Origin of the sequence: Mycolicibacter sp. MU0083, assembly GCF_963378075.1 — a bacterium.
In the GTDB taxonomy this organism is placed as follows: Bacteria; Actinomycetota; Actinomycetes; order Mycobacteriales; family Mycobacteriaceae; genus Mycobacterium; species Mycobacterium kokjensenii.
The window spans coordinates 2240450-2264871 of the sequence record NZ_OY726394.1 but is presented as its reverse complement, the minus strand read 5'-3'; the positions used below and the strand labels follow the sequence as shown (position 1 = coordinate 2264871).

The following is a 24422-nucleotide window of genomic DNA, read 5'->3' as shown; positions in this document are numbered from 1 at the left end:
CGGCAACGTTTCGACAGACGACGATAGGGAACTTCATGGCAGGCATTCTCGAAGGCAAGCGCATCCTGGTCACCGGGATCATCACCGACTCCTCGATCGCATTCCACATCGCCAAGGTCGCCCAGGAAGCCGGCGCCCAGCTGGTGTGCACCGGTTTCGACCGGCTGCGGCTGATCCAGCGCATCATCGACCGGCTGCCCGAGCCGGCGCCGCTGCTGGAACTCGACGTGCAGAACGAGGAGCACCTGGGCACGCTGGCGCAGCGCGTCACCGAGGTGATCGGCGAGGGCAACAAGCTCGACGGTGTGGTGCACTCGATCGGTTTCATGCCGCAGACCGGCATGGGCGTGAACCCGTTCTTCGACGCCCCCTACGAGGACGTCTCCAAGGGCATCCACATCTCGGCGTACTCCTACGCCTCGCTGGCCAAGGCGGTGCTGCCGATCATGAACCCGGGCGGCTCCATCGTCGGCATGGACTTCGACCCGACCCGGGCGATGCCGGCCTACAACTGGATGACGGTGGCCAAGAGCGCACTGGAGTCGGTGAACCGGTTCGTGGCCCGGGAAGCCGGTCAGGTCGGCGTCCGCTCGAATCTCGTTGCCGCCGGGCCGATCCGGACCCTGGCGATGAGCGCGATCGTGGGTGGGGCACTCGGTGAGGGCGCCGGTGAGCAGATCCGGTTGCTCGAAGAGGGCTGGGACCAGCGGGCGCCCATCGGCTGGGACATGAAGGACCCGACGCCGGTGGCCAAGACCGTCTGTGCGCTGATGTCCGACTGGCTGCCGGCCACCACCGGAACCATCGTCTACGCCGACGGCGGCGCCCACACCCAGCTGCTCTAAATGGCTGTCGACGCCGTCCTGCTGCTGTCGTTCGGCGGGCCCGAAGGGCCCGAGCAGGTGCGGCCGTTCCTGGAGAACGTCACCCGCGGGCGCAACATCCCCGCGGCACGACTGGACGCCGTCGCCGAGCACTACCACCATTTCGGTGGAGTCTCACCGATCAACGGGATCAACCGAGCCCTGGTCGAGGCGTTGCGTGCCGAACTGCCCTCGCTGCCGGTCTATTTCGGCAACCGGAACTGGGAACCCTACGTCGAGGACGTCGTCGCGCAGATGGCGGCGGACGGCGTGCGCCGCGCCGCGGTGTTCCCGACGTCGGCGTGGGGCGGCTATTCGGGGTGTCACCAGTACGCCGAGGACATCGCCCGGGCACGCCAGGCCACCGGTCCCGGCGCCCCGGAACTGGTGAAACTGCGCCAGTTCTTCGATCACCCGTTGTTCGTGGCGATGTTCGCCGAGGCGATCGCCGTCGCCGCCGAGAGCCTGCCCGCCGAGCTGCGCGCCGAGGCCCGACTGGTGTTCACCGCGCATTCCATCCCGGTGGCCGCCGACGAACGCTACGGCCCGCGGCTCTACAGCCGCCAGGTCGCCCACGCGACCGGACTGGTCGCGGCGGCCGCGGGCTACACCGACTACGACCAGGTGTGGCAGTCGCGTTCCGGGCCGCCGCAGGTGCCCTGGCTGGACCCCGACGTCGAAACGCACCTCGCCGAACTGGCCGAGACCGGGGTGCGGGCGGTGATCGTCTGCCCGATCGGCTTCCTCAGCGACAACATCGAAGTGGTCTGGGACCTCGACAGCGAGGTACGGGAACAGGCACTGGCCGCCGGAATCGCCTATGCCCGCGCCGCCACCCCCAACTCGGATATCCGGCTGGCCCGGCTGGTACGCGGTCTCGTCGAGGAACTGCAGGGCGATCTTCCCGCCGAACGCGCGACCGGCGGTCCGGTGCTGGGCTGCGGATTCGGCGTCGACGGCGCCCCGTGCGGATCGGCGCACTGCATCGCCGAGGTGAGCTAGCCCCGCCAGGCGGAGTGCAGAATCGCCGTCACCGCAGCGCTGCGCGCCGAGCGCACCACCGCACTCAGCGGTTGCACCGCATCGACCGCACGCTGCACCGCCGCCGCGGACTGCGCGCCGGCGGTCAGCAGGTCCGCGCTGACTGTGATGATCGCCTCGACGTGTGCGGCACTCTCCAGCACCCGCACGGCACGATTCGGCGCATGATCCGGGATGCGGTGCAGCGCAAAGGCTTCCATCATCTGCTCGACGCGCAGGCGGGGATCCTCGACGCCGTAGTCGGCCCACCGCGAACCGGTCGACCCCAACGCCTCGGCCGCCGTGCGCACCGCCGCCCGCAACGAGTACTCGGCCTCGCCGAGGTCATGCTGCTCGGCCACCGGCAGGCCCGTCAACGGGAATGCGGTCCAGGACAATTCACTCGTCGGACCCTCCGGGGAGTCGGTGTCCTCGAAGTAGGCGGGCACCAGGCCGATCGGGGCCTGCGACATCGGCGACCCGATCAGCACCGCCTCGCCGGCAAGAATCGCATCGTGCTGAAACGCCGTTCCCGGCGGCAGCCCCCGCACATCGCCGGGAATCGGGAACACCGGCTGGATGCCGGCACCGCCGTCGGGTGGGGCGGCCCCGCGCACCAACTGCAGCAGTGCGGTGGCCCCACCGTCGTAGCCGCCCACCCCCGAGGCGCCGGCCTCACCGATGCTGATCGCCTCGTAGGCGGCCACCGATTGCACCGGTGCCCAGGCCGACAGTGCGTCCAAAACATCGTCGGGGGCGGCCAGGCCGGCCAGCCAGGCGTTGGCCCACACCGACAGCGAAGTACTCGGGCACCACATGATGCAACGCAGTGTAGTTGGCGGCACGCTCTCGCCCGGTCCGCAGAGCTACCGGGTGCTGTCGAGCTATTCTGGCCGCATGCCGCCCGCCCTGATCTGGTTGGTCTTCGCACTCGGGCTCGCGGGAGCCGAAGCCCTCACCGGCGACATGTTCCTGCTGATGCTCTCCGGTGGTGCGCTGTCGGCGGCCCTGAGCAGTTGGCTGATGGGCTGGGCCGCCTGGGCCGACGGTGTGGTGTTCCTGGCGGTGTCGATCCTGCTGCTGGTGCTGGTGCGGCCCGCCCTGCGGCGCCGGTTGTGGTCTGCGACCGGCACCGAGACCGGAGTCGCCGCCCTGACGGGCAAGAGCGCCCTGGTGCTCGACCGGGTCGAGCAGCACGGCGGCCGGGTGAAGCTGGACGGGGAGGTGTGGACCGCCCGCGCGCTCACCGACGGCGAGGTCTTCGAACCGGGCGAGCACGTCACCGTGCTGCACATCGACGGAGCGACCGCGGTCGTCGGCAAGATCCTGTAAGAGAGGGGAACCTTCATGGAGGGCGTCACAACCGGGCTGGTGCTGTTGGCGGTGCTGGTGCTGTTCGCGGCCATCGTGGTGGCCAAGTCCGTCGCGCTGATCCCGCAGGCCGAGGCGGCGGTGATCGAACGACTCGGCCGCTACAGCCGCACCGCGAGCGGTCAGCTCACCCTGCTGGTGCCGTTCATCGACCGGGTACGCGCCCGCATCGACCTACGGGAGCGGGTGGTGTCGTTCCCCCCGCAGCCGGTGATCACCGAGGACAACCTCACGCTCAACATCGACACCGTGGTCTACTTCCAGGTCACCAACCCCAAAGCCGCGGTGTATGAGATCAGCAACTACATCGTCGGCGTCGAGCAGTTGACCACCACCACCCTGCGCAACGTGGTCGGCGGGATGACCCTGGAGCAGACGCTGACGTCGCGTGAGGTGATCAACAGTCAGCTGCGCGGCGTGCTCGACGAGGCGACCGGACGCTGGGGCCTGCGGGTGGCCCGGGTGGAGCTGCGCAGCATCGACCCGCCTCCGTCGATCCAGGCCTCCATGGAGAAGCAGATGAAGGCCGACCGCGAGAAGCGGGCGATGATCCTGACCGCCGAGGGGCAGCGGGAGGCCGCCATCAAGCAGGCCGAGGGGGAGAAGCAGGCCGAGATCCTGACCGCCGAGGGCGCCAAGCAGGCCGCGATCCTGGCCGCCGAAGCCGACCGGCAGTCCCGGATGCTGCGTGCGCAAGGTGAGCGGGCCGCCGCGTACCTGCAGGCCCAGGGGCAGGCCAAGGCGATCGAGAAGACGTTCGCGGCGATCAAGGCCGGCCGGCCCACCCCCGAACTGTTGGCCTACCAATACCTGCAGGTGCTGCCGGAGATGGCCAAGGGCGAGGCCAACAAGGTGTGGGTGGTGCCCAGCGACTTCGGCAGTGCACTGCAGGGCTTCACCAAGCTGCTCGGGGCACCCGGCGAGGACGGCGTGTTCCGGTACGAGCCGTCGCCGGTCGACGAGGGCGGTCAGCACCGGGCCGCCGACGACAGCGACGAGGTCGCCGACTGGTTCACCACCCACACCGACCCGGCGATCGCCGAGGCGGTCGCCAAAGCCGAGGCCGACGCCCGCAGGCCGGTCGAAGGCATCATGCTGCCCCCGCAGTTGGATCCGGGCCCGGCGTGAGGGCACTGACCGCACCGCCGACGTATGCCGCCCTGGCGGCGTTTCTGGCCGGTGACGCGGTGGCATCGGCGATCCCGGTGCCCTACGTGGCCAAGAACATGGATGCGATGCGGATTCCGCAGCAGGTGCGTTGGGCGGTTCCGGTGGCCAAGGCCGCCACCGCGCTCGGGCTGGCCTCGGTGTTCCGGTTTCCCGGCGTCGCCCGGGTCACCACCGGGCTGCTGACCCTGTACTTCGCCGGGGCACTCGGAATCCATCTGCGGGTCCGCAATCGGATCGCCAACATCGTGCCCGCGGTGGTGCTGCTGATGGTGTTCGGGGCGATGACGGCCCAGGGCCCGCGCACCGCCGGCGGCGGCACCCGGGCCCTGGAGTCGTAGTCGTCGAAGGGGAGCTATCCGCGGCGGGCGGCGGCGGTGTGCTCGTCGAGGCTGGTGGCCTTGTAGGCGTAGGCGGCCACCGCCGCGCCGATGACCTGGGCCAGCAGATACACCCACAGGAACTTCCAGGCGAAGTTGCCCGACAGCATCAGCCCGAAGGTGATGGCCGGGTTGAACGCACCGCCGGAGATACCACCGACGGCGACCACGCCGACGGTCACCACGAATCCGATCGCCAGACCGTAGAAGCTGTTGCCGGCACTGTCTTTGCTGGTCGCGGTGTGCAGAACGACATAACACAATGCGAAAGTGAAGACCAATTCGGCCAGGAATGCCGGCCAGACGTTACCGCTGAGATCGAGCGCAGTGGTGGGGTATTTGGCCGAGTCGTGCCATAAACCGATTCCCACTCCGAATGCGGCCAGGGCGCCGACCAACTGCGCGACGATGTAGGGCCCCAGATCGCCCGCCGGCAGGGCCCCGCGCAAATACGCGGCGATCGACACCGCCGGGTTCAGGTGACCGCCCGAGATGTGTCCGCTGGCGTACACCATCACCATCAGCACCGACCCGATACCCAGTGCGATGGCGGCCACGCACTCCGTACCCGATTTGACGATGCCCAGCACGGCGAACATGAAAACAAACGTGCCGATCATTTCAGTCAGATATTTACGCACTGCGGCGTTCTGATCAGCCATTGATCCGATCCCTTCTATCCGTCGAACACTGGTTGAATTTGTGCTGTGCCAGCACGGAAGGCACTGCAAAATACTCTATCGGCGGGCGTCACCCGCGGCGGATATCGCAAGACGGTTGTGCACCGAATCGTTGCCGGATTGGGTAGACCTTCGTGTCGTTTGCCCGCATGGGCCCGGGCCGCGGCGCGACGCGGTCAGCGGACGAACAACGTCAACAACCGCCTACCCACCGACAGCGCGGCGACGGAGTGTTGCGCCGACACCGTCACGGCGTCCCCGAACCGCCTGCGCAGTTCTCGTTGCAGCCGGTCGTGCAGCGTCGAACTGGACGCCGAACACCCGCGGCAGGCGCCGTGCAGCTGTACCCGCACCCGGTCACCGGTGACCTCGAGCAGTTCGATCGCACCGCCGTGCGACGCCGCGAGCGCACCGATCGGGCCGTCGAGCAGTTCGGCGCTCACCCGCGCGATCTCGCCACTGCGGTCGGACGCGTCGACCTCCCAGTCACCCGGACGGCGCAGCGCCTCATCGAGGGCGACCCGGATCTGCTCACCGCAGGCCCGCCAACCGTGCCGCGGGTCCAGCGTGATCACGATGCCGGAACCGTCCACCGTCATCTCCTCGATCACCCCGTCGGCCTGCAAGCGGCCCAACCGGTCCGGTGCGTGTCGCACCCGGCCGTGGGCGGGCAAGCGCGCCCCGGTGATCACCCAGCGGACCCGCCGCGGGTCTCCGGTATCGGTGGCGTGCATCGGGATCATCCGCCCACACCGATCGCGATCATCCGCGCCGCGAAGGCCATCAGCCAGGCCAGCACGAACATGTAGCCGAACGCGAAAGCCGGCCACCGCCACGAGTTGGTCTCCCGGCGCATCACCGCGACGGTGGACATGCACTGCAACGCGAACATGAAATAGACCAGCAGTGCGATCACCGTGGGTGCGGTGAAGACCCGACGCCCCTGCTCATCGGTGAGCGACGCCAACGTCTGATGCGGGGCCGTCGGATTGGTGGCCGCCGACACCTGCCCGAGCGTGGAGACGAAGACCTCGCGGGCGGCCAGCGACCCCACCAACGCGACATCGGTGCGCCAGTCGAAACCCAGGGGAGCGAACACCGGCTCGATGGCCCGGCCGATGCCGGCGGCGTAACTGTGGTCCAGCACGTAGGTGTTCGCCTCGGCCGGAGTCAACTGTGCGGTCTCGGATTCGCGGGCCGGCAGATTCATCAGCGCCCACAGCACCAGCGACGTGGCCAGGATGACGGTTCCGGCCTTGCGCAAGAAGATCTTCGCCGCATTCCAGACCGCGACCAGCACCGCCTTCGGCGCGGGAAACCGGTAGGGCGGCAACTCCATGGTGAACGGCAACAGGTCCCCGCGCAGGATCGTCGACTTGAACACCCACGCGGCGAGCAGCGCCGCGACGCCCCCGCCGAGGTACAGCACGAACATGGTGACGCCCTGCGCGCTGAAGCCCCACCACCGGGTCTGCGGTGCCACCAGCAGCCCCACCAGCAGGGTGTACACCGGAAGCCGCGCCGAACAGGTCATCAGCGGTGCACTGATGATGGTGGCGATCCGGTCGCGTGAGGACGGCAGGGTGCGCGTCGACATGATCCCCGGGATCGCGCAGGCGAACGAGGAGAGCATCGCCACGAAGGCGCGGCCCTCCAGTCCGGTCCGGGCCATCACCCGGTCCATCAGGAACGCCGCCCGCGACATGTAGCCGACGTTCTCCAGCAGGGCGATCATCAAGAACAGCAACACGATCTGCGGAATGAACTGCAGCACCGTGCCGACCCCGCCGATCACGCCCTGACCGAGCACACCGCCGAGCACCGTGCCGCCGAGCTGGTGATCGACCCAGGAAGCCAGCCGATCCAGGCCCGCGGCGATCCGGTCCTGCAACGGCGCGGCGACGGTGAAGATGACCTGGAAGAACGCGAACATCACCGCGAAGAACACCACGAGTCCCCACACCGGGTGCAGGATCAGCCGATCTATCCGGTTGGTCCGCAGATCCCGTTGCGGTGCAACATAGTCCGCGGCGGCAAGCACCGACGTTCCCCAGGACGCCAACGCGTCGGGATCGGTCGGCGGCAGCACCGCGGGACCCGGCCGGTCGGCACCGGAGGCCAGCAACGCGCGCAGCCGCTCGACGCCGGTGCCGCGATTGGCGACCACGGCGACCACCGGTATGCCGATGGCGGTCGAGAGCGCGGCGACGTCCACCCGACCGCCGCGGGACGTGAGCTCGTCGGTCATGGTCAGCACCAGCAGTGCCGGCAGCTCCCGGTGCAGCAGCTGCCCCACCAGCGTGATCGACCGACGCAAGGTGGTGGCATCGGCGACCAGGACGACCGCATCCGGGGCGCCCATCCCGTCGACGGCCCCGGCCAGCACATCGCAGACGATCTGTTCGTCCGGGCTGATCGGATCCAGGCTGTAGGTTCCGGGCAGGTCCTCGAGCAGTACGTCGACGTCACCGACGCGGACTCGGCCGACGCTGCGGCCGACCGTGACACCCGGATAGTTGCCGGTTTTGGCGCGCAGGCCGGTCAACTGATTGAAGACGCTGGTCTTGCCGGCGTTCGGGCTGCCCACCAACGCGATTCGCCGAGTCTGGGTCAGGTCGACCGGCCGGGAGGGGGAGTCGTGACAGCTCGTCATGGCTGTCCCGGGGCCGGCCGGACCGGTTCCGCGTCGACCTCGATGAGCCGGGCCTCCCGGCGGCGAAGGCAGAACTCGGTGTCCTGCACCCGGTAGACCGTCGGGTCGCCCAGCGGCGCCCGGCGGATCACCTCGACAACGCTGTCCGCACGGAATCCCAGTTGCTGCAACCGGTTCGCCACCACCTCGGGGGCATGCGGCACGGCGCCGGTGATGACCGCCCGGCTACCGGGAGCGATATCGGCCAGCACGGTCGCCGGCCCGGATCGAGGCGATGATCGCCGTCGTCTGCGCATCGGACGCCCTCATGTCGGTTGCACTTACCTGTTGCAAGGTACGCCTGATGCCGCGGGCGTGTCGGGGACGTCGCGGTGCGAACTACCGGCGGCACGTCGGTCACGGCGGTGCACCCGAACCTCGTAGGCCAACAACGCCACCCCGACGGTCGCGGTGCACGCCGAGACGACGAACAACAGCGGGCTCACCGTGCCGGTCATGGCGTCGCCGAGCACCACCACCGCGATGGTGCCGGGCAGCAGTCCCACCAGCGTCGCCACCGTGTAGGGCAGTAGCCGCACCGCCGAAGCCCCGGCGGCATAGTTGATCACCGAGAACGGGATCGCCGGGATCAGCCGCAGCGAGATCACCGCCGGCCAACCGCGCTCGCGCAACCGGGCGTCGAGCGCTTCGAGCTTCGGATGCCGCATCACCCGGCTCAACTGCCAACCGAACACCCGCATCAGCACCAGGACGGCGATCGCGCTGAGGGCGCTGGCCCCCACGGCCAGCGCGACACCCAGCCAGGGCCCGAACAGCAGACCGGCCGCCAGGGTGAATGCGGTCCGCGGAAACGGGAACACCGTCACCAGCGTGTGCGCGACCAGAAACGCCGGCGGGAACCACGGCCCCAACGCCTGGGCCCAGTCCCGCAACTGCACGGCGGTCGGCACCGGTACCAGCAGGGCCACCCCGATCAGAAGCAGTACCGCCGCGGTCGTCGCCGCCAGACGCCACAGCGGCACCTGGCGCGCGCCGGCCGCGAACGCGATCCCGGTGTCGCGCAGCAGCTGCGGAATACGGGTCGCATCGGGCATCACGGGTTTCAAGACTACGGGCCCCGGGTTAACGCCTCACGTCGTTCCGATGGCGTTTCCCCGCTCGGCGCACCTGCGCCGCAACACGCGACCGCCATCATTTAGCCTGGTTAACACACGTCGAGTAGCGCGGTATCCGCTACTCATGAGTAACAATCAGGAGTTGCCGGTGTCAGTAGAGGTATCCGCCGAACTCGAGCAGGCCCGCGCCCGCTGGCGTTCCGGGGTGGCCGGGGTGCTGGCGAAGAGTTCGCGACGTGAGCCGGCCGACATTGAGAACGAGACCGGCGGCGAACCGGAGCGGCTGCTGGACACCCCGGTCGGCGGGCCGGACGGATTCGCCATCCACGCGCTCTACACCGCCATCGACGGGCTGCCCGAGCAGCCGCTGCCGGGGCAGTGGCCCTACGTGCGCGGCGCCGACGCGCTGCGGGACGTCAACAGCGGCTGGAAGGTCGCCGAGGTATTCCCGGCGGGCGGGCCGGGTTCGGGCGCCGACACCAATGCCGCGGTACTGGCCGGCATGCTCGACGGCGCCAGCGCCCTGACGCTGCGGGTGGGCGACGCCGGGGTTCCCGCGGCCGAGTTGGGCCGGGTCTTCGACGGGGTCTACCTGGACCTGGTGCCGGTGCTGCTGGACGGTGCGGGCGCCGGCGACTACACCGCCGCGGCCGACACCCTGCTGACGCTGGTCGACGGACTGGCCCCCGAGAACCGCACCAATCTCTCGGTCGACCTCGGCGCCGACCCGCTGACCGCGGCGCTGGCCGGGCTGGCCGCCCCGTCGGTCGACGAGGTGGTCGCGGTGGCCGTCCGGATCGCCGGTCGGCGCGGGGTGCGTTCGATCGCGGTCAACGGCCCGGCGCTGCACAACCTCGGCGCCGGTGCGGCGGGAGAGCTCTCCGGCGCGCTCGCCGCGGCGGTGGCCTATCTGCGACTGCTCACCGAGGCCGGGATGTCGGTCGCCGATGCGGCGGGCCAGATCAGCTTCCGGGTGGCCGCCGACGACGACCAGTTCGGCACGATCGCCAAAGTGCGTGCGCTACGGCAGTTGTGGGCGCGGGTCGCCGAGGTGGCCGGGGCACCGGACGCCGGCGCCGCGATCGTGCACGCCGAGACGTCGCTGGCGATGATGACGCAGCGTGACCCGTGGGTGAATATGCTGCGCACCACGCTGGCCGCCTTCGGCGCCGGTGTCGGTGGCGCCGACACCGTGCTGGTGTGGCCGTTCGACACGGTGATCGAGGGAGGCCAGCCCGGCACCGCGGCGACCTTCTCCCGCCGGATCGCACGCAACACCCAACTGTTGCTGCTCGAGGAGTCGCACCTGGGCCGGGTGCTCGACCCCGGCGGCGGATCCTGGTTCATCGAGGACCTCACCGAGAAACTGGCGCAGCAGGCGTGGCGGCAGTTCCAGGAGCTCGAGAAGATCGCCGCGCTCGGCGGATTCGACGCCGCCCGGACGCACATCGGCGAGCGCATCGCCGAGTTCGCCGCCGCCCGCGCCGCCGACATCGCCCATCGGCGCACCGCGATCACCGGCGTCAACGAGTTCCCGAACCTCGACGAGGCACCGCTGCCGCCGTCGGCCACTGCAACACCCGCGACCGGCCTGCACCGTTACGCCGCGGCGTTCGAGGCACTGCGCGACCGTTCGGACGCCTTCCTGGCCCGCACCGGTGCCCGGCCGCAGGTGTTGCTGCTGCCGCTGGGGCCGATGGCCGAGCACAACATCCGGACCACCTTCGCCGCCAACCTGTTGGCCTCGGGCGGTATCGCCGTGATCAACCCCGGCACGGTGGACGCCGAGCGGGTCGCGGCCGTGATCGCCGAGGCCGGCACACCCGAGGTGGCGGTGCTGTGTGGCAGCGACGCCCGCTACGGTGCCGAAGCGGCTGCGGTCATCGGCGCCGCCCGCACCGCGGGCGTCGGCCGGATCTATCTGGCCGGACCGGCTGCTGCGCTGAGCGGCAACGCCGAGACCGATCCACGACCGGACGACTACCTGACCATGAAAATCGATGCGGTGCAGGCTTTGTCGGACTTACTGACCCGATTGGGGGCCTGAGAACCATGACCACCAGTACCTCACCCGGCACCCTCGGCAGCTTCGCCGAAGTACCCCTGCACGGCGACCGCAGCGGCGCCCCGGTCACCGAGAGCGCGGTCGCCGAGCATGTTGCGGCGGCCGCGGCCGCCCACGGCTACACGCCCGAGCAGTTGGACTGGCACACTCCCGAAGGCATCGCGGTCAAGCCGGTCTACACCGCCGCCGATCGCGACTCTGTGGTGGCCGACGGCTATCCGCTGGACAGTTTCCCCGGCGAGGCCCCGTTCGTGCGCGGGCCGTACCCGACCATGTACGTCAACCAGCCGTGGACGATCCGCCAGTACGCGGGATTCTCCACCGCGGCGGACTCCAACGCCTTCTACCGCCGCAACCTCGCGGCCGGTCAGAAGGGTCTGTCGGTGGCGTTCGACCTGGCCACGCACCGCGGCTATGACTCCGACCATCCCCGTGTGCAGGGTGACGTCGGAATGGCCGGAGTCGCAATCGATTCCATCCTGGACATGCGTCAGCTGTTCGACGGGATCGACCTGAGCGCGGTCAGCGTGTCGATGACCATGAACGGTGCGGTGCTGCCGATCCTGGCGTTGTACGTGGTGGCGGCCGAGGAGCAGGGGGTGCCGCCGGAGAAGCTGGCCGGGACCATCCAGAACGACATCCTCAAAGAGTTCATGGTCCGCAACACCTACATCTACCCGCCGAAGCCGTCGATGCGGATCATCTCCGACATCTTCGCCTACACCAGCGCCAAGATGCCGAAGTTCAACTCCATCTCGATCTCCGGGTATCACATCCAAGAGGCCGGTGCCACAGCGGATCTGGAGTTGGCCTACACGCTGGCCGACGGGGTGGACTACATCAAGGCGGGCCTGGAGGCGGGCCTGGACATCGATAAGTTCGCGCCCCGGCTGTCGTTCTTCTGGGGTATCGGGATGAACTTCTTCATGGAGGTCGCCAAGCTGCGTGCCGGCCGCCTGCTGTGGAGTGAGCTCGTCGCGGGGTTCAACCCGAAGAGCTCGAAATCGCTGTCCCTGCGCACACATTCGCAGACATCCGGATGGTCGCTGACCGCCCAGGACGTCTTCAACAACGTGGCGCGCACCTGCATCGAGGCGATGGCCGCCACCCAGGGGCACACCCAGTCGTTGCACACCAACGCCCTGGACGAGGCGTTGGCGCTGCCCACCGACTTCTCCGCGCGCATCGCCCGCAACACCCAGCTGCTGCTGCAGCAGGAATCGGGCACCACCCGGCCGATCGACCCCTGGGGCGGCTCCTATTACGTGGAATGGCTGACCCATCAGCTGGTGCTGCGTGCCCGCGCCCACATCGAAGAGGTGCAGGCGCACGGCGGCATGGCGCAGGCGATCAGCGAGGGCATTCCCAAACTGCGCATCGAGGAGGCCGCGGCACGTACCCAGGCCCGTATCGACTCCGGCCGGCAGCCGTTGATCGGCGTCAACAAGTACCAGGTCGCCGAGGACCAGGAGATCGAGGTCCTCAAGGTCGAGAACAGCCGGGTGCGTGCCGAGCAGCTGGCCAAACTCGAGCGGTTGCGTGCCGAGCGTGACGAGGCGGCCTGCCAGGCCGCGCTGGCCGAACTGACCCGGGCGGCCGGCGCGACCGGTCCCGCCGGTGCCGACGGTCTGGGCAACAACCTGATGGCGCTGGCCATCGACGCCGCCCGCGCACACGCCACCCTCGGGGAGATCTCCGACGCGCTGGAGAAGGTCTACGGGCGCCACCAGGCCGAGATCCGTACCATCGCCGGCGTGTACCGCGACGAAGTCGGCGCAGGCAGCAACATCGCCGGCGCGACAACCCTGGTTCAGCAGTTCGCCGAGGCCGATGGCCGCCGGCCGCGCATCTTGGTCGCCAAGATGGGCCAGGACGGCCATGACCGCGGCCAGAAGGTGATCGCCACCGCGTTCGCCGACATCGGTTTCGACGTCGACGTCGGTGCGCTGTTCTCCACCCCCGACGAGGTGGCGCGGCAGGCCGCGGACAACGACGTGCACGTCGTCGGCGTCTCGTCGTTGGCCGCCGGACACCTGACCCTGGTCCCGGCGCTGCGCGCCGCGCTGGCCGAAGTGGGTCGGCCCGACATCATGATCGTGGTCGGGGGAGTGATCCCGCCCGGTGACTTCGACGAGCTCTACGCCGCCGGGGCGACCGCGATCTACCCGCCGGGCACGGTGATCGCCGACGCCGCGGTGGACCTGCTGCGCGAGCTGGCGTCCGGGCGAGGTTACGAGCTCGCCGGCCTGACCGGACCGGCCACCGCCCCCGAATAGATGGCCGACAACGTGTCCGACGCCGTAGTCCAGTTGGCCGCGGCGGTGCGCTCCGGTGACCGTGCCGCACTGCCCCGCGCGATCACGCTGGTGGAGTCCACCCGCGCCGACCACCGGCGGCAGGCCCAAGAGCTGCTGTTGGCACTGTTGCCCGATGCCGGCGGCGCCCGCCGGGTGGGCATCACCGGTGTTCCCGGTGTGGGCAAGTCGACCACCATCGAAGCCCTCGGAATGCACCTGATCGAACAGGGCTACCGGGTGGCGGTGCTCGCGGTCGATCCGTCGTCGACGCGCACCGGGGGTTCCATCCTCGGTGACAAGACCCGGATGCAGCGGTTGGGCACCCATGAGCGGGCCTACATCCGGCCGTCGCCGACCTCGGGGACCCTGGGCGGGGTCGCCAAGGCCACCCGCGAGACCGTGGTGCTGCTGGAGGCCGCCGGGTTCGATGTGATCCTGATCGAGACCGTCGGCGTCGGCCAATCCGAGGTCACGGTGGCCAACATGGTGGACACCTTCGTCTTCCTGACGTTGGCCCGCACCGGCGACCAACTGCAGGGCATCAAGAAGGGTGTCCTCGAACTAGCCGACCTGGTGGTGGTCAACAAGGCCGACGGTAATCACCTCGCCGAGGCGCGGCTGGCGGCACGGGAGCTGACGACCGCGCTGCGCCTCATCTATCCGCGTGAAACGCTCTGGCGGCCACCGGTTTTGACGATGAGCGCCCTTGAAGGGACCGGCCTGGCGGAAGTCTGGGAGACGGTGGAACGGCATCGGCAGACACTGATCGACGCCGGTCAGTTCGAGGCCCGCCGCCGGGCGCAGCAGGTGGACTGGACCCGGCAACTGGTCCAGGACGCGATCCTGGAGCGCGCGTTCGCCGATTCGGCGGTGCGCGAGGTGCGCGCCGAGGTGGAGCGGCAGGTGCTCGACGGGGAGTTGACCCCGGCGCTGGCGTCGCAGCGAATCCTCGAAACGATCTGGGACTGAAGCGGTGCCGACCGTCTCGATTCGGTAAGCCGACTTACGGGCGCAGTTCCGGCCCCGGTAGATTGTGAGCCATGACACAGCCTGTCGACGTTCGCGAGACCGGACTCCCGGCACATGTGCACGGCGCCGCCGACCCGCATTTCGCCTGCGCGGTGCGAGCGTTCGCCGCCGCGTTCCCGGGCCGCCGCTTCGGCGGCGGGGCATTGGCGGTCTACCTCCACGGTGAGCCGGTGGTGGACGTGTGGACCGGGTGGTCGGACCGGGCGGGGCAGGTGCCCTGGTCGGCGGATACCGGCGCCATGGTGTTCTCGGCCACCAAGGGCGCGGCCTCGACGGTGATCCATCGCCTGGTCGACCGCGGCCTGCTCGACTACGACACACCGGTGGCTCGGTACTGGCCGGAGTTCGCGGCGAACGGCAAAGCGGGGATCACGGTGCGTGAGCTGCTGGGACACCGCGCCGGGCTGACCCACCTCAACGGCGCCGGCAGGTCCGATCTGCTGGACCACACGACGATGGAAGCCCGGATGGCGGCCGCCGCGCCGGGACCCGAGCGCGGCAAACCCGCCTATCACGCGCTGACCTACGGCTGGCTGGTCTCCGGCCTGGCCCGGTCGGTGACCGGACTGGGCATGCGCGAACTGTTCCGCACCGAACTGGCCGGGCCGCTGAACACCGACGGCCTGCACCTGGGCCGCCCGCCCGCCGATGCACCGACCGTCGCCGCCGAGATCATCATGCCGCAGCGCGGCCGGCGCAATCCGGTCGTCGACCTGGTGGCGCCGCGGGTCGCCGCGATGCGCCGATCCGGGGGAGTCGGGGCCTTCTACTTCCCCGGGGTGATGGGCACCGTCCGCGGCGACATCCCCTTCCTGGACACCGAGGCGGCCTCGCTCAACGGGGTGGCCACCGCCCGCGGACTGGCCCGCCTCTACGGGGCGCTGGCCAACGGCGGCCGACTCGACGGAGTGCAACTGCTGTCGCAGCGGCTGGTGTCCGGCCTGACCGGTAAGCCCTCACTGGAATTGGACCGCACCGTCGGTATCCCGCTGGCGTTCCATCTGGGCTATCACTCCATCCCGTTCGGCCCGGTACTGCCGGGTTTCGGGCACGTCGGACTGGGCGGCTCGATGGGGTGGGCGGATCCGGCCTCCGGCCTGGCCATCGGCTTCGTGCACAACCGGCTGCTGACCCCGTTCGTGGCCATCGACCACGCCGGCTTCGTCGGGACCGCGGCACTGATCCGACGCGGCGTCGCCAAGGCGGGCCGGCGCGGGTACACCCCGGTGCCGCGGCTGGGGGCGCCGTTCGCCGAGCGCGAGGCCGCCACCGGCTAGCACTCCCACGCGGGCGGCGGGTGGCGTCGCCGGTGCTGCTACCGGGGATCTGCTTCGCCCGGCTCCGCTAGGGTTTTCCGGGTGACTGACCGTACGCCGAAGCTCTACATCTTCCCGCACGCCGGCGGATCGCCGCAGTACTACGTTCCGTTCTCGAAAACGTTCACCACCGACGTCAAACGAATCGGGGTGCAATACCCCGGCAAGGGCGGCACCCACGACCTCGGTGCCTTCACCAGCATCGAAGACCTCGCGGATCAGGTCTGTAAGACGGTGGCCGCGCCGACCGAGGCCGACGGCCCCGTCGCGTTCTTCGGTCACAGCATGGGTGCCCTGCTGGCCTTCGAGGTGGCACGCCGATTCGAGGCCGACGGGCATCGGATCGCGGCGTTGTTCATCTCGGCGGCCGGAGCGCCGGGGCGGGCGGGCTACGACAACATTCCCGAGTCCGATCGCGGCCTGTTGGACGCCGTGAGCACCATGACCGGCGTCAACCCCGAGTTCTTGGAGAACGAGGAGTTCGCCGCGAAGATTCTGCCGACGCTGCGCGGCCTGAAGGCGATCGCAAACTACGACTGCCCGCCCGAGGCGCGCGTGTCGTGCCCGATTTTCGCCTACCGCGGTGACGAGGACGACGTCGCGACCGAGGAGAAGGTCGGGCCGTGGGCCCAACGCACCACCGGCGCGTTCGGGGTGCGGGTGTTCTCCGCGCCCGGGCATCACTTCTACCTCACCGATCACCTGCCGGAACTGGTCGGCGACATCGAGCAGAAGATCGCCGAATACTGCCCCCGGTGACACCGGTTCGCCGCGGCCGTAGCTGTGAATTACCTGTTGGTACCTATGTTACTTCTGGTGCAGGAATGACTCCTCCACTACGATGACGGGTCTGCTGCGTTCCTGCTGTACGGAGGCCATAAATTGCCTGTCAACAGCGCGTCCGTGGTAGCCTCCGCGGGAGGGAAACACCTGGGATGTCGGGGTCCAAGGAGTTTTGAGAAAGGTTCCATCCATTCCAGAAGGGGTACCCGTGTCGTTGGTCGAATCATCCGCTCTGGCCGTATCGGCCGGGCGATCTCGGCGCCTTGCAGACCCCGCCCCCGCCATGGACCGGCAGGGTGACAAGCCCGCATGCGGTGAGGCTGACGTCTTCAGCTGAGCAGGTCCGGTGCCGCAAGGCCTGATCCCGCAGGGGCACATCCCAAATGTCGCTAATCCAATTCCACACCTCCGTTGCGCAGCGGATACGCGCAATCGAATCGTCAGCCCAGACAGCACGAACCACGACTCTCGACGGAGCCGAAGCACTCAGCCGGTGAGGTCCGCGGACCTGACAGCACAAGGAGAAGACACCGTTATGTCGGTAACCGAAACGCACATCCCGACTCTGTTGGCGAACCTGGAGCGGGACCGGCCGGACGAGCCTGCCTACACCTTCATCGACTTCGACGTCGACCCCGCCGGCTACCGCGAGACCCTCTCCTGGTCGCAGCTGCGCAACCGGGTTCGGGTGGTGGCGGCCGAACTGGCGACCTGCGCCTCGCCCGGCGACCGGGTGGCGATCCTGGCCCCGCAGAGCCTGGAATACGTGGTCGGCTTCTACGGTGCGCTGGAGGCCGGCATGATCGCCGTGCCGCTGCCGGTCCCGATGTTCGGGGTCCACGACGAGCGGGTCTCGGCGGCGCTGCGCGACAGCACCCCGGCCGCCATCCTGACCACCTCGGCGGCGGTCGGTGACATCGCCACCTCGATCAAGGACCTCGGCGGCAAGCCGCCGGTGGTCATCGAGGTCGACGCGCTCGACCTCGACTCCGAGCCGCTGGACGCACCCACCGCCACCGCGCAGACCAAGGTCGCGTTCCTGCAGTACACCTCCGGTTCCACCCGGACCCCGGCCGGCGTCATGGTCACCCACGCCAACGCCGTGTCGAACATGCGCCAGATGGCCGCGGACACCTTCGCGCTGACCGACGGGCTCCCGCCGGCCGGTCTCACCGTGGTGTCGTGGATGCCCTTCTACCACGACCTGGGCCTGCTGGGCACCGTCATCTATCCGCTGGTCGTGGGTGTTCCGACCATCCACATGAGCCCGATGGCGTTCCTGGCCAAGCCCGCCCGCTGGATGCAGGAAGTCGCCAAGGTTCCGGTGGGCTTCACCGGCGGCCCGAACTTCGCCTACGAGCTGGCCGTGCGGCGCACCTCCGATGAGGACATGGCCGGACTCAGCCTGCGCAACGTGCATACCTACTGCATGGGTGCCGAGCGTATCCATGCCGCCACGCTGCGGCGCTTCATCGACCGCTTCAGCAAGTTCGATGTCGACCCGGCCGCCCTGCGTCCCGGCTACGGTCTGGCCGAGGCCAGCGTCTACCTCACGTCGAACACCCCCGGCATGCGGCCGCCGACCCCGCGATTCGACTACACCAAGCTGGCGGCCGGCACGGCCGAGCCGGGCGGCCCCGAAGGTGGCGTCGAGCTGGTCAGCTGCGGCGTTCCCCGTGCCTGCACCCTGCGCATCGTGGATCCCGAGACCTGCACCGAGAACCCCGACGGCACCGTCGGCGAGATCTGGACGCACGGCCCCAACGTCGCCGCCGGCTACTGGCACAACCAGCAGGCCACCGAGGCCACCTTCAGCGGCAAGCTGGTCGACCCGTCGCCCGGAACCCCGCAGGGGCCGTGGCTGAAGACCGGTGACCTCGGTGTCATCTCCGACGGTGAGCTCTACATCGTCGGACGGATCAAGGACCTGCTGATCGTCGACGGCCGTAATCACTACCCGGACGACATCGAGGCCACCGTTCAGGAGATCACCGGCGGCCGCGTCGCCGCGGTTTCCATCCCGAACGGCGAATCCGAGCAACTTGTTACGATCGCCGAGTTCAAGAACAAGGGGGGCACCGATGAGGAGGTCGCCGACCGGCTGACCGAGGTTCGACGCAAGGTGACCACCGCGCTGTCCAAGGCCCATGGCCTGGTCAACGGTGATCTGGTCCTGGTGTCGCCCGGAGCCATCCCGATCACTACCAGTGGCAAGATCCGCCGTTCCAGCTGCGTGGAGGTCTACCAGCGGAACGGATTCGACCGGCTGGATGCGTCCGCTCGGTCTGTATGAGCCATGACGAGCTGCTCGCGCGGCTCTCGGGGAGGTTGAGTTGAGCGAGAAGAGTGCAACACCGGCTGGGGGGCCGGACCGCCGGGCGATCGTCGCCGAGGCGCTGCGCAAGATCGATGATCTGACGGCGCGGTTGGCGGTGGCCGAGGCCGGTGACAGCGAGCCGATCGCGGTTGTCGGTATGGGTTGCCGGTTGCCGGGTGGGGTGAATGATCCCGGCGCGTTGTGGCGGTTGTTGTGCGATGAGGGTTCCGGGATCGTTCGGGTGCCCGCGGATCGCTGGGACGCGGATGCGTTCTATTCCTCGGATCACTCGGTGCCGGGCACGATCTGCTCGCGTGACGGTGGGTTTTTGACGTCGTGGCAGCCGGCGGAGTTCGATGCGGAGTTCTTCGGTATCTCGCCGCGTGAGGCCGATGCGATGGATCCTCAGCAGCGGTTGTTGATGGAGGTGGCCTGGGAGGCGTTGGAGAACGCCGGGATCACCAAGGAGGCGATCCGGGGTACCCAGACCGGTGTCTTCGTCGGCCTGACCACCAACGACTACACCCTCAACATCATCGGCAAGATTCGCCAAGAAGAGATCGATCCCTACGTTCCCTTCGGGAATGCGCCGAATTTCGCGGCGGGTCGGCTCTCGTATTTCTTGGGTGTGCATGGTCCGGCGTTGATGGTGGATACGGCGTGTTCGTCGTCGTTGGTGACGATTCATCTGGCGTGTGCGAGTTTGCGGCGTCGGGAGTCGGATGCGGCGTTGGCTGCCGGGGTGAATCTGATTTTGACTCCGCAGAACAGTATTGCGACGTCGCGGTGGGGGATGTTGGCGCCGGATGGGCAGTGCAAGACGTTTGATGCGGCTGCTGATGGTTATGTGCGGTCTGAGGGTGCCGGTGTGGTGGTGCTCAAGCGGCTTTCGGATGCGCAGCGTGATGGTGACCGGATTTTGGCGGTGGTGGCTGGTTCGGCGGTGAATCAGGATGGGCCGTCGTCGGGTCAGACGGTGCCGTCGGGGCCGGCGCAGCAGAAGGTGGTGCGGGCGGCGTTGGCGTCGGCGCGGTTGTCTCCGGGTGATATCGATTATGTGGAGGCGCACGGGACCGGGACGGCGTTGGGTGATCCGATCGAGTTGGATGCGCTGTCGGCGGTGTTCGGTGATCGTGGTTCCTCGGCGCCGTTGGTGTTGGGGTCGGTGAAGACCAATCTGGGGCATTTGGAGTCGGCGTCGGGTGTTGCGGGTTTCATCAAGACGGTGTTGTCGGTGCAGCATGGTTTTGTTCCGCGGCATCTGAATTTCTCGCAGCTGACCCCCAACGCGGGCCCGGGTGCCTGGAATTTCGTGGTGGCATCGCAGGCGATGGAGTGGCCGGCGGTGTCGCGGCCGCGTCGTGCGGGGGTGTCGTCGTTCGGGGTGTCGGGGACCAATGCGCATGTGATCGTCGAGCAGGCTCCGGTGGTGGCGGCGGCCGAGGTCTCGGGTGCTGCGCCGGTGGTGTCGACGTTGGTGGTGTCGGGGAAGTCGGCGGCGCGGATCGCGGCGACGGCGGGGATGCTGGCGGACTGGATGGACGGCGACGGCGCCGACACCGACCTGGCCGACATCGCGCACGCCCTCAACCACCACCGCACCCGCCACCAGAAGTTCGCCACCATCGCCGCCCGCGATCGGAACCAGGCCCGCGCCGGACTGGCCGCATTGGCCGCCGGCGAATCGGCGCCCGGCGTGGTGCCGGTCGCACCGGTGCTGCCCGGACCCGGAACCGTGTTCGTGTTCTCCGGGCAGGGTTCGCATTGGGTGGGGATGGGTCGTCGGTTGTTGGCCGAGGAGCCGGTGTTTGCTGCGGCGGTTGCGGAGTTGGAGCCGGTTTTTGTTGCGCAGGTGGGTTTTTCGCTGCGTGAGGTGATCGAGTCCGGGCGTGAGATTTCTGGTGATGCGCAGGTGCAGCCGGTGATCATGGGGTTGCAGTTGGCGTTGGCTGAGTTGTGGCGGTCCTATGGGGTGGTTCCGGATGCGGTGATCGGGCATTCGATGGGGGAGGTGTCTGCGGCGGTGGTGGCCGGGGCGCTGACGCCGGAGCAGGGTTTGCGGGTGATCGGGGTGCGGTCGCGGTTGATGTCGCGGCAGGCCGGTGCGGGTGCGGTGGCGTTGTTGGAGCTTGATGCCGGGGCGACGCAGGAGTTGTTGGCGGGTTATCCCGGTGTCGAGGTGGCGGGGTTCTTGTCGCCGCGGCAGACGGTGGTGGCGGGTTCGCCGGCGGATGTGGATGCGGTGATCGCTGCGGTGGCGGCGTCGGAGCGGTTTGCCCGGCGGGTGAATATGGAGGTGGCGTCGCATACGGCGTTCATGGATCCGATCCTGGCCGAACTGCGCACCGAACTCGCGGACCTCACCCCGCAGATGCCGCAGATCCCCTTCATCTCGACCGTGGTCGATGCGACCGGCCCGACACCGACGCTGGACGCCGACTACTGGGTGGCCAACGTGCGCAAGCCGGCACTGGTCCACCAGGCCGTGGCCGCCGCCGGCGACAAGTACGGCACGTTCATCGAGATCAGCCCGCACCCGATCCTGACGCACACCATCGACGAGGTGCTGGAATCGGTTCCGCACGTCAGCGTCGCCACGCTGGTCCGCGACGGCGACGACACCGTCGTCTTCCAGCAGAACCTCAACGGTGCGCACCCGATCAGTCCTCGCGAGCTGCCGCACCGGTGCGGCCCCTACCCGGTGTTGCCCGCCACGCCGTGGCGGCACACCCGGCACTGGCTCGACGTCGAGAACTCGATCACCGCAGCCGAATCCGCGCCGCGACCGGGTGTCCTGCTGGGTACCCACATCAAGATCGGCAGCACGCCGACGGTTCACCTGTGGCAGGCCCGGCTCGCACCGGAGAGCAAGCCCTATCCGGGTGGTCACCGCAACAACGGGGTAGAACTGGTTCCGGCATCCGTTCTGCTGCAAACACTTTCAGATGCCGCACTGGAAGTCTGCGGGCACTCCGGCGTCAGCGAGATCCGTTTCGAGCATCCGATCGTCGTCGACCGGCCCCGAACCGTTCAGGTGGTCGCCGACGCCGAGTCGGTCACCGTCCTGTCGAAGGCCGTGCCGTCCGCCGACGCGGGCGAACAACCCGGCACACGGTGGGTCAAACACCTCAGCGCCCGCATCGGCGCGCCGGACGAATCCGATCCGGCCGGCGACGCGCCCACCAACGGCCACAGCGGAACCGTCTTCGACGACGACGCGGTGACCTCGCTGTGGCAGACCTGGGGCAGCGAAGGACGACCCTTCGAGTGGTCGCTGACCACCGGCCGCCACACGACCAAGCAACTGCGGGCCGACGTCGTGACCGCGCAGTCGGGCACCGTGGCGTTGCTCGACGCCGCCCTGCACGTCGCCCGACTGGTGGATGACGCCAACCCCGCGTTGATGGTTCCCGCAACGGTCGACAGCATCCGCTTCGGAGCCGCACCCGGCGACGGAAAGGCCGGCGTCACCGTGCACCGGCACGCCGGCGGGGACGGTGAGTTGATCCTCGACATCGCCGTCACGACCTCCGAGGGCGCCCCGAGCGTGGACCTCCGCGGCGTGCGCTACACCGCGCTGGACGTCGCCGCGACCGCGGCCGACCCGAGCTCGATCGTGCACGCCATCGATTGGCAGCCGTGGGACGGCGCACCGCAGGACCCGGCCAAGCCCGGCACGGTCGCCGTGATCGGTTCCGGTGCCGCCGCCGAGCGCCTGCGCGCCGGACTGGGCACGGCCGGCCATCGCCCGGCCGGAGTCGGCGAAGCCCACGCCGTCGTCTACGTCGCAGACCCGGGGCCCGCCGACGAATCCGACCTGGACTGCGCGGCCCGGCTGGCCGGCGAGGTCGCCGGCCTGGTCGCCGAGCTGGCCGAGCGGGACAGCCACCCGCCCGCGTTGTGGATCATCACCCACGGTGTCCACGAAGCCGCCTCGGAGGTGGCGGTGCGCCAGAGCTGCCTGTGGGGCATGGCCGGCGTGATCCGGGCCGAACAACCCCAGCTCTGCGGCGGTCTGGTCGACCTCCCCGCCGACGACCAGACCGACGGCGAGACCGATCGGGCGATCGCAACGCTGTCCGGTGTGCTGCGTACCCCCGCCAAGTCGATCCTGGTACTGCGCGAGGGCCGGTTCCTGGCTCCGGTGTTCACCGCGGTCTCCGGTCCGGCGGACCGGGAACCGACGGTCTGCCAACCCGACGGCACCTACCTGATCACCGGTGGCATGGGTGCGCTGGGCCTGCTGATGGCCGGCTGGCTGGCCGACCGCGGTGCACGGCGGCTGGTGCTGGCCGGGCGCAGCGGACTGCCGCCGCGGCGCGACTGGGACGACGCGCAGCTCGACGCGGGAATCCGACACAAGATCACCGCGATCCGGGCACTGGAACGACGCGGGGTCACCGTCGACGTGGCCGCCCTCGACGTCGGCTCCCGCCAGGCGGTGGCCGACCTGCTGGCCCGCCGGGACGAGGCCGGCGCCCCGCCGATCCGCGGCATCATCCACGCCGCCGGTATCACCGAGGGCCAGCTGCTCACCGAGGTCGACGCCGACCGGCTCCGCGACACCATGTGGCCGAAGGTGGCCGGCGCCCAGGTCCTCGACGAACTGTTCCCGCCGGGCAGCATCGACTTCTTCTTCATGACCGCGGCCGCCGGTGCGGTCTTCGGGGTGCCCGGCCAGGGTGCCTATGCCAGCGCCAACGCCTACCTGGACGGGTTGGCCCGCGCCCGGCACCGCCGCGGCTGCCACAGCGTCAGCCTGGACTGGGTGGCCTGGAAGGGTCTCGGATTCGGGGCCGAGGCGCACGTCGTACTGCATGAGCTCGAGCGGATGGGTTCGCGGCCGATCGCCCCGGCCGAGGCGTTCGCCGCGTGGGACCACCTCGAGCACTACGACATCGCGCAGGCCGTGATGGTGCCGCTGCCGTCGTCGGGAGCCGCCGACGCCGACACCGGCGCGGCCGGCGCGGCCCGAGACTGGGCGCAACTGCCCGCCGATGAGATACTCAGCGAGCTGGAAATCGGGTTACGCAGCATCCTGGCCCGTGAGCTTCGCATGTCGGAGGCAGAACTCCAGCTGGATCGACCGTTCGCCGAACTCGGACTCAACTCCGTGATGGCGATGGCGGTCCGGCGGGACATCGAAGCACTGGTCGGCCTGGAGCTGTCGGCGACGATGTTGTGGAACCACCCGACGACTGCGGCACTGGCGGCCCACCTGACCGGCAAGCTGCTGCCGCAGGAGGACCCCGGCGACGACTCGGCGGCTGCGGCCGGTGACCTGCCCGAGTCGGACGACAGTGTGTTGAATGAGCTGTTCGACAGCGTGGAATCGGCCTCGGCCGGATGGGACGGGATCTAGTGGG

18 protein-coding genes are annotated in these 24422 nt (G+C 69.1%); 12 read left to right on the top strand and 6 right to left on the bottom strand.

What is annotated here, in order from left to right; all coding sequences use genetic code 11:
* The first annotated feature begins 35 nt into the window (after positions 1 to 35).
* Both inhA and RCP38_RS10395 read left to right on the top strand, forming a co-directional pair.
* The gene (gene inhA, locus RCP38_RS10400) at positions 36 to 845 is read left to right on the top strand and encodes an NADH-dependent enoyl-ACP reductase InhA (protein WP_308472905.1); all 810 of its coding nucleotides are present in this window, start codon (positions 36 to 38) and stop codon (positions 843 to 845) included.
* Positions 846 to 1865, top strand: coding sequence for a ferrochelatase (locus RCP38_RS10395; protein ID WP_308472904.1), 1020 nt, complete (start codon positions 846 to 848; stop codon positions 1863 to 1865).
* Here the strand turns inward: RCP38_RS10395 and RCP38_RS10390 are convergent.
* Positions 1862 to 2701 carry a hypothetical protein gene (locus RCP38_RS10390; RefSeq protein WP_308472903.1) on the bottom strand — a complete coding sequence of 280 codons (840 nt, stop codon included), beginning with the start codon at positions 2699 to 2701 and terminating at the stop codon, positions 1862 to 1864. The two genes, RCP38_RS10395 and RCP38_RS10390, sit on opposite strands and share 4 nt — an antisense overlap.
* A gap of 79 nt (positions 2702 to 2780) precedes the next feature.
* Between RCP38_RS10390 and RCP38_RS10385 the strand changes: the two genes are divergently transcribed.
* From RCP38_RS10385 to RCP38_RS10375, 3 genes are read left to right on the top strand one after another with little or no spacing between them, the layout of a single operon-like run.
* Positions 2781 to 3215, top strand: coding sequence for an NfeD family protein (locus RCP38_RS10385; protein WP_308472902.1), 435 nt, complete (start codon positions 2781 to 2783; stop codon positions 3213 to 3215).
* Positions 3216 to 3230: 15 nt separating this feature from the next.
* Positions 3231 to 4382, top strand: coding sequence for an SPFH domain-containing protein (locus tag RCP38_RS10380; RefSeq protein WP_308472901.1), 1152 nt, complete (start codon positions 3231 to 3233; stop codon positions 4380 to 4382).
* Positions 4379 to 4762 (top strand): DoxX family protein, encoded by a 384-nt coding sequence (locus RCP38_RS10375; RefSeq protein WP_308472900.1) that lies wholly within the window; start codon positions 4379 to 4381, stop codon positions 4760 to 4762. The genes RCP38_RS10380 and RCP38_RS10375 overlap by 4 nt, the downstream gene beginning before the upstream one ends.
* Before the next feature lie 14 nt (positions 4763 to 4776).
* Here RCP38_RS10375 and RCP38_RS10370 read toward each other — a convergent pair whose 3' ends face one another.
* From RCP38_RS10370 to RCP38_RS10350, 5 genes are all read right to left on the bottom strand, one after another.
* Entirely contained in the window at positions 4777 to 5463 is a 687-nt protein-coding gene (locus RCP38_RS10370; RefSeq protein ID WP_308472899.1) for an MIP/aquaporin family protein, read from the bottom strand.
* A gap of 194 nt (positions 5464 to 5657) precedes the next feature.
* On the bottom strand, positions 5658 to 6224 hold the full coding sequence (locus RCP38_RS10365) for a NifU family protein (protein WP_308472898.1): 567 nt from the start codon (positions 6222 to 6224) through the stop codon (positions 5658 to 5660).
* Positions 6221 to 8134 carry a ferrous iron transporter B gene (gene feoB, locus RCP38_RS10360; RefSeq protein WP_308472897.1) on the bottom strand — a complete coding sequence of 638 codons (1914 nt, stop codon included), beginning with the start codon at positions 8132 to 8134 and terminating at the stop codon, positions 6221 to 6223. The genes RCP38_RS10365 and feoB overlap by 4 nt, the downstream gene beginning before the upstream one ends.
* Positions 8131 to 8430, bottom strand: a complete 300-nt coding sequence (locus tag RCP38_RS10355) for a FeoA family protein (RefSeq protein WP_308472896.1) — start codon at positions 8428 to 8430, stop codon at positions 8131 to 8133. Before RCP38_RS10355 ends, feoB begins: the two co-directional genes overlap by 4 nt.
* 24 nt (positions 8431 to 8454) lie before the next feature.
* Positions 8455 to 9228: a TVP38/TMEM64 family protein gene (locus RCP38_RS10350; RefSeq protein ID WP_308477184.1), complete on the bottom strand. Its 774-nt coding sequence runs from the start codon at positions 9226 to 9228 to the stop codon at positions 8455 to 8457.
* A gap of 163 nt (positions 9229 to 9391) precedes the next feature.
* Here RCP38_RS10350 and mutA point away from each other — a divergent pair, with 163 nt between their 5' ends.
* The 7 genes from mutA (at position 9392) to RCP38_RS10315 (ending at position 24418) form a co-directional block, all read left to right on the top strand.
* Positions 9392 to 11296: a methylmalonyl-CoA mutase small subunit gene (gene mutA, locus RCP38_RS10345; protein ID WP_373692336.1), complete on the top strand. Its 1905-nt coding sequence runs from the start codon at positions 9392 to 9394 to the stop codon at positions 11294 to 11296.
* Between the two features lie 5 nt (positions 11297 to 11301).
* The gene (scpA, locus tag RCP38_RS10340) at positions 11302 to 13590 is read left to right on the top strand and encodes a methylmalonyl-CoA mutase (RefSeq protein WP_308472894.1); all 2289 of its coding nucleotides are present in this window, start codon (positions 11302 to 11304) and stop codon (positions 13588 to 13590) included.
* Positions 13591 to 14580 carry a methylmalonyl Co-A mutase-associated GTPase MeaB gene (meaB, locus tag RCP38_RS10335; protein ID WP_308472893.1) on the top strand — a complete coding sequence of 330 codons (990 nt, stop codon included), beginning with the start codon at positions 13591 to 13593 and terminating at the stop codon, positions 14578 to 14580.
* Positions 14581 to 14651: 71 nt separating this feature from the next.
* Positions 14652 to 15917 (top strand): esterase/beta-lactamase LipL, encoded by a 1266-nt coding sequence (gene lipL / locus RCP38_RS10330; RefSeq protein ID WP_308472892.1) that lies wholly within the window; start codon positions 14652 to 14654, stop codon positions 15915 to 15917.
* Between the two features lie 81 nt (positions 15918 to 15998).
* On the top strand, positions 15999 to 16715 hold the full coding sequence (locus RCP38_RS10325; protein ID WP_308472891.1) for a thioesterase II family protein: 717 nt from the start codon (positions 15999 to 16001) through the stop codon (positions 16713 to 16715).
* Positions 16716 to 17274: 559 nt separating this feature from the next.
* On the top strand, positions 17275 to 19032 hold the full coding sequence (locus tag RCP38_RS10320) for an AMP-binding protein (RefSeq protein ID WP_308472890.1): 1758 nt from the start codon (positions 17275 to 17277) through the stop codon (positions 19030 to 19032).
* A gap of 40 nt (positions 19033 to 19072) precedes the next feature.
* Positions 19073 to 24418 (top strand): type I polyketide synthase, encoded by a 5346-nt coding sequence (locus tag RCP38_RS10315; RefSeq protein WP_308472889.1) that lies wholly within the window; start codon positions 19073 to 19075, stop codon positions 24416 to 24418.
* Positions 24419 to 24422 lie beyond the last annotated feature (4 nt).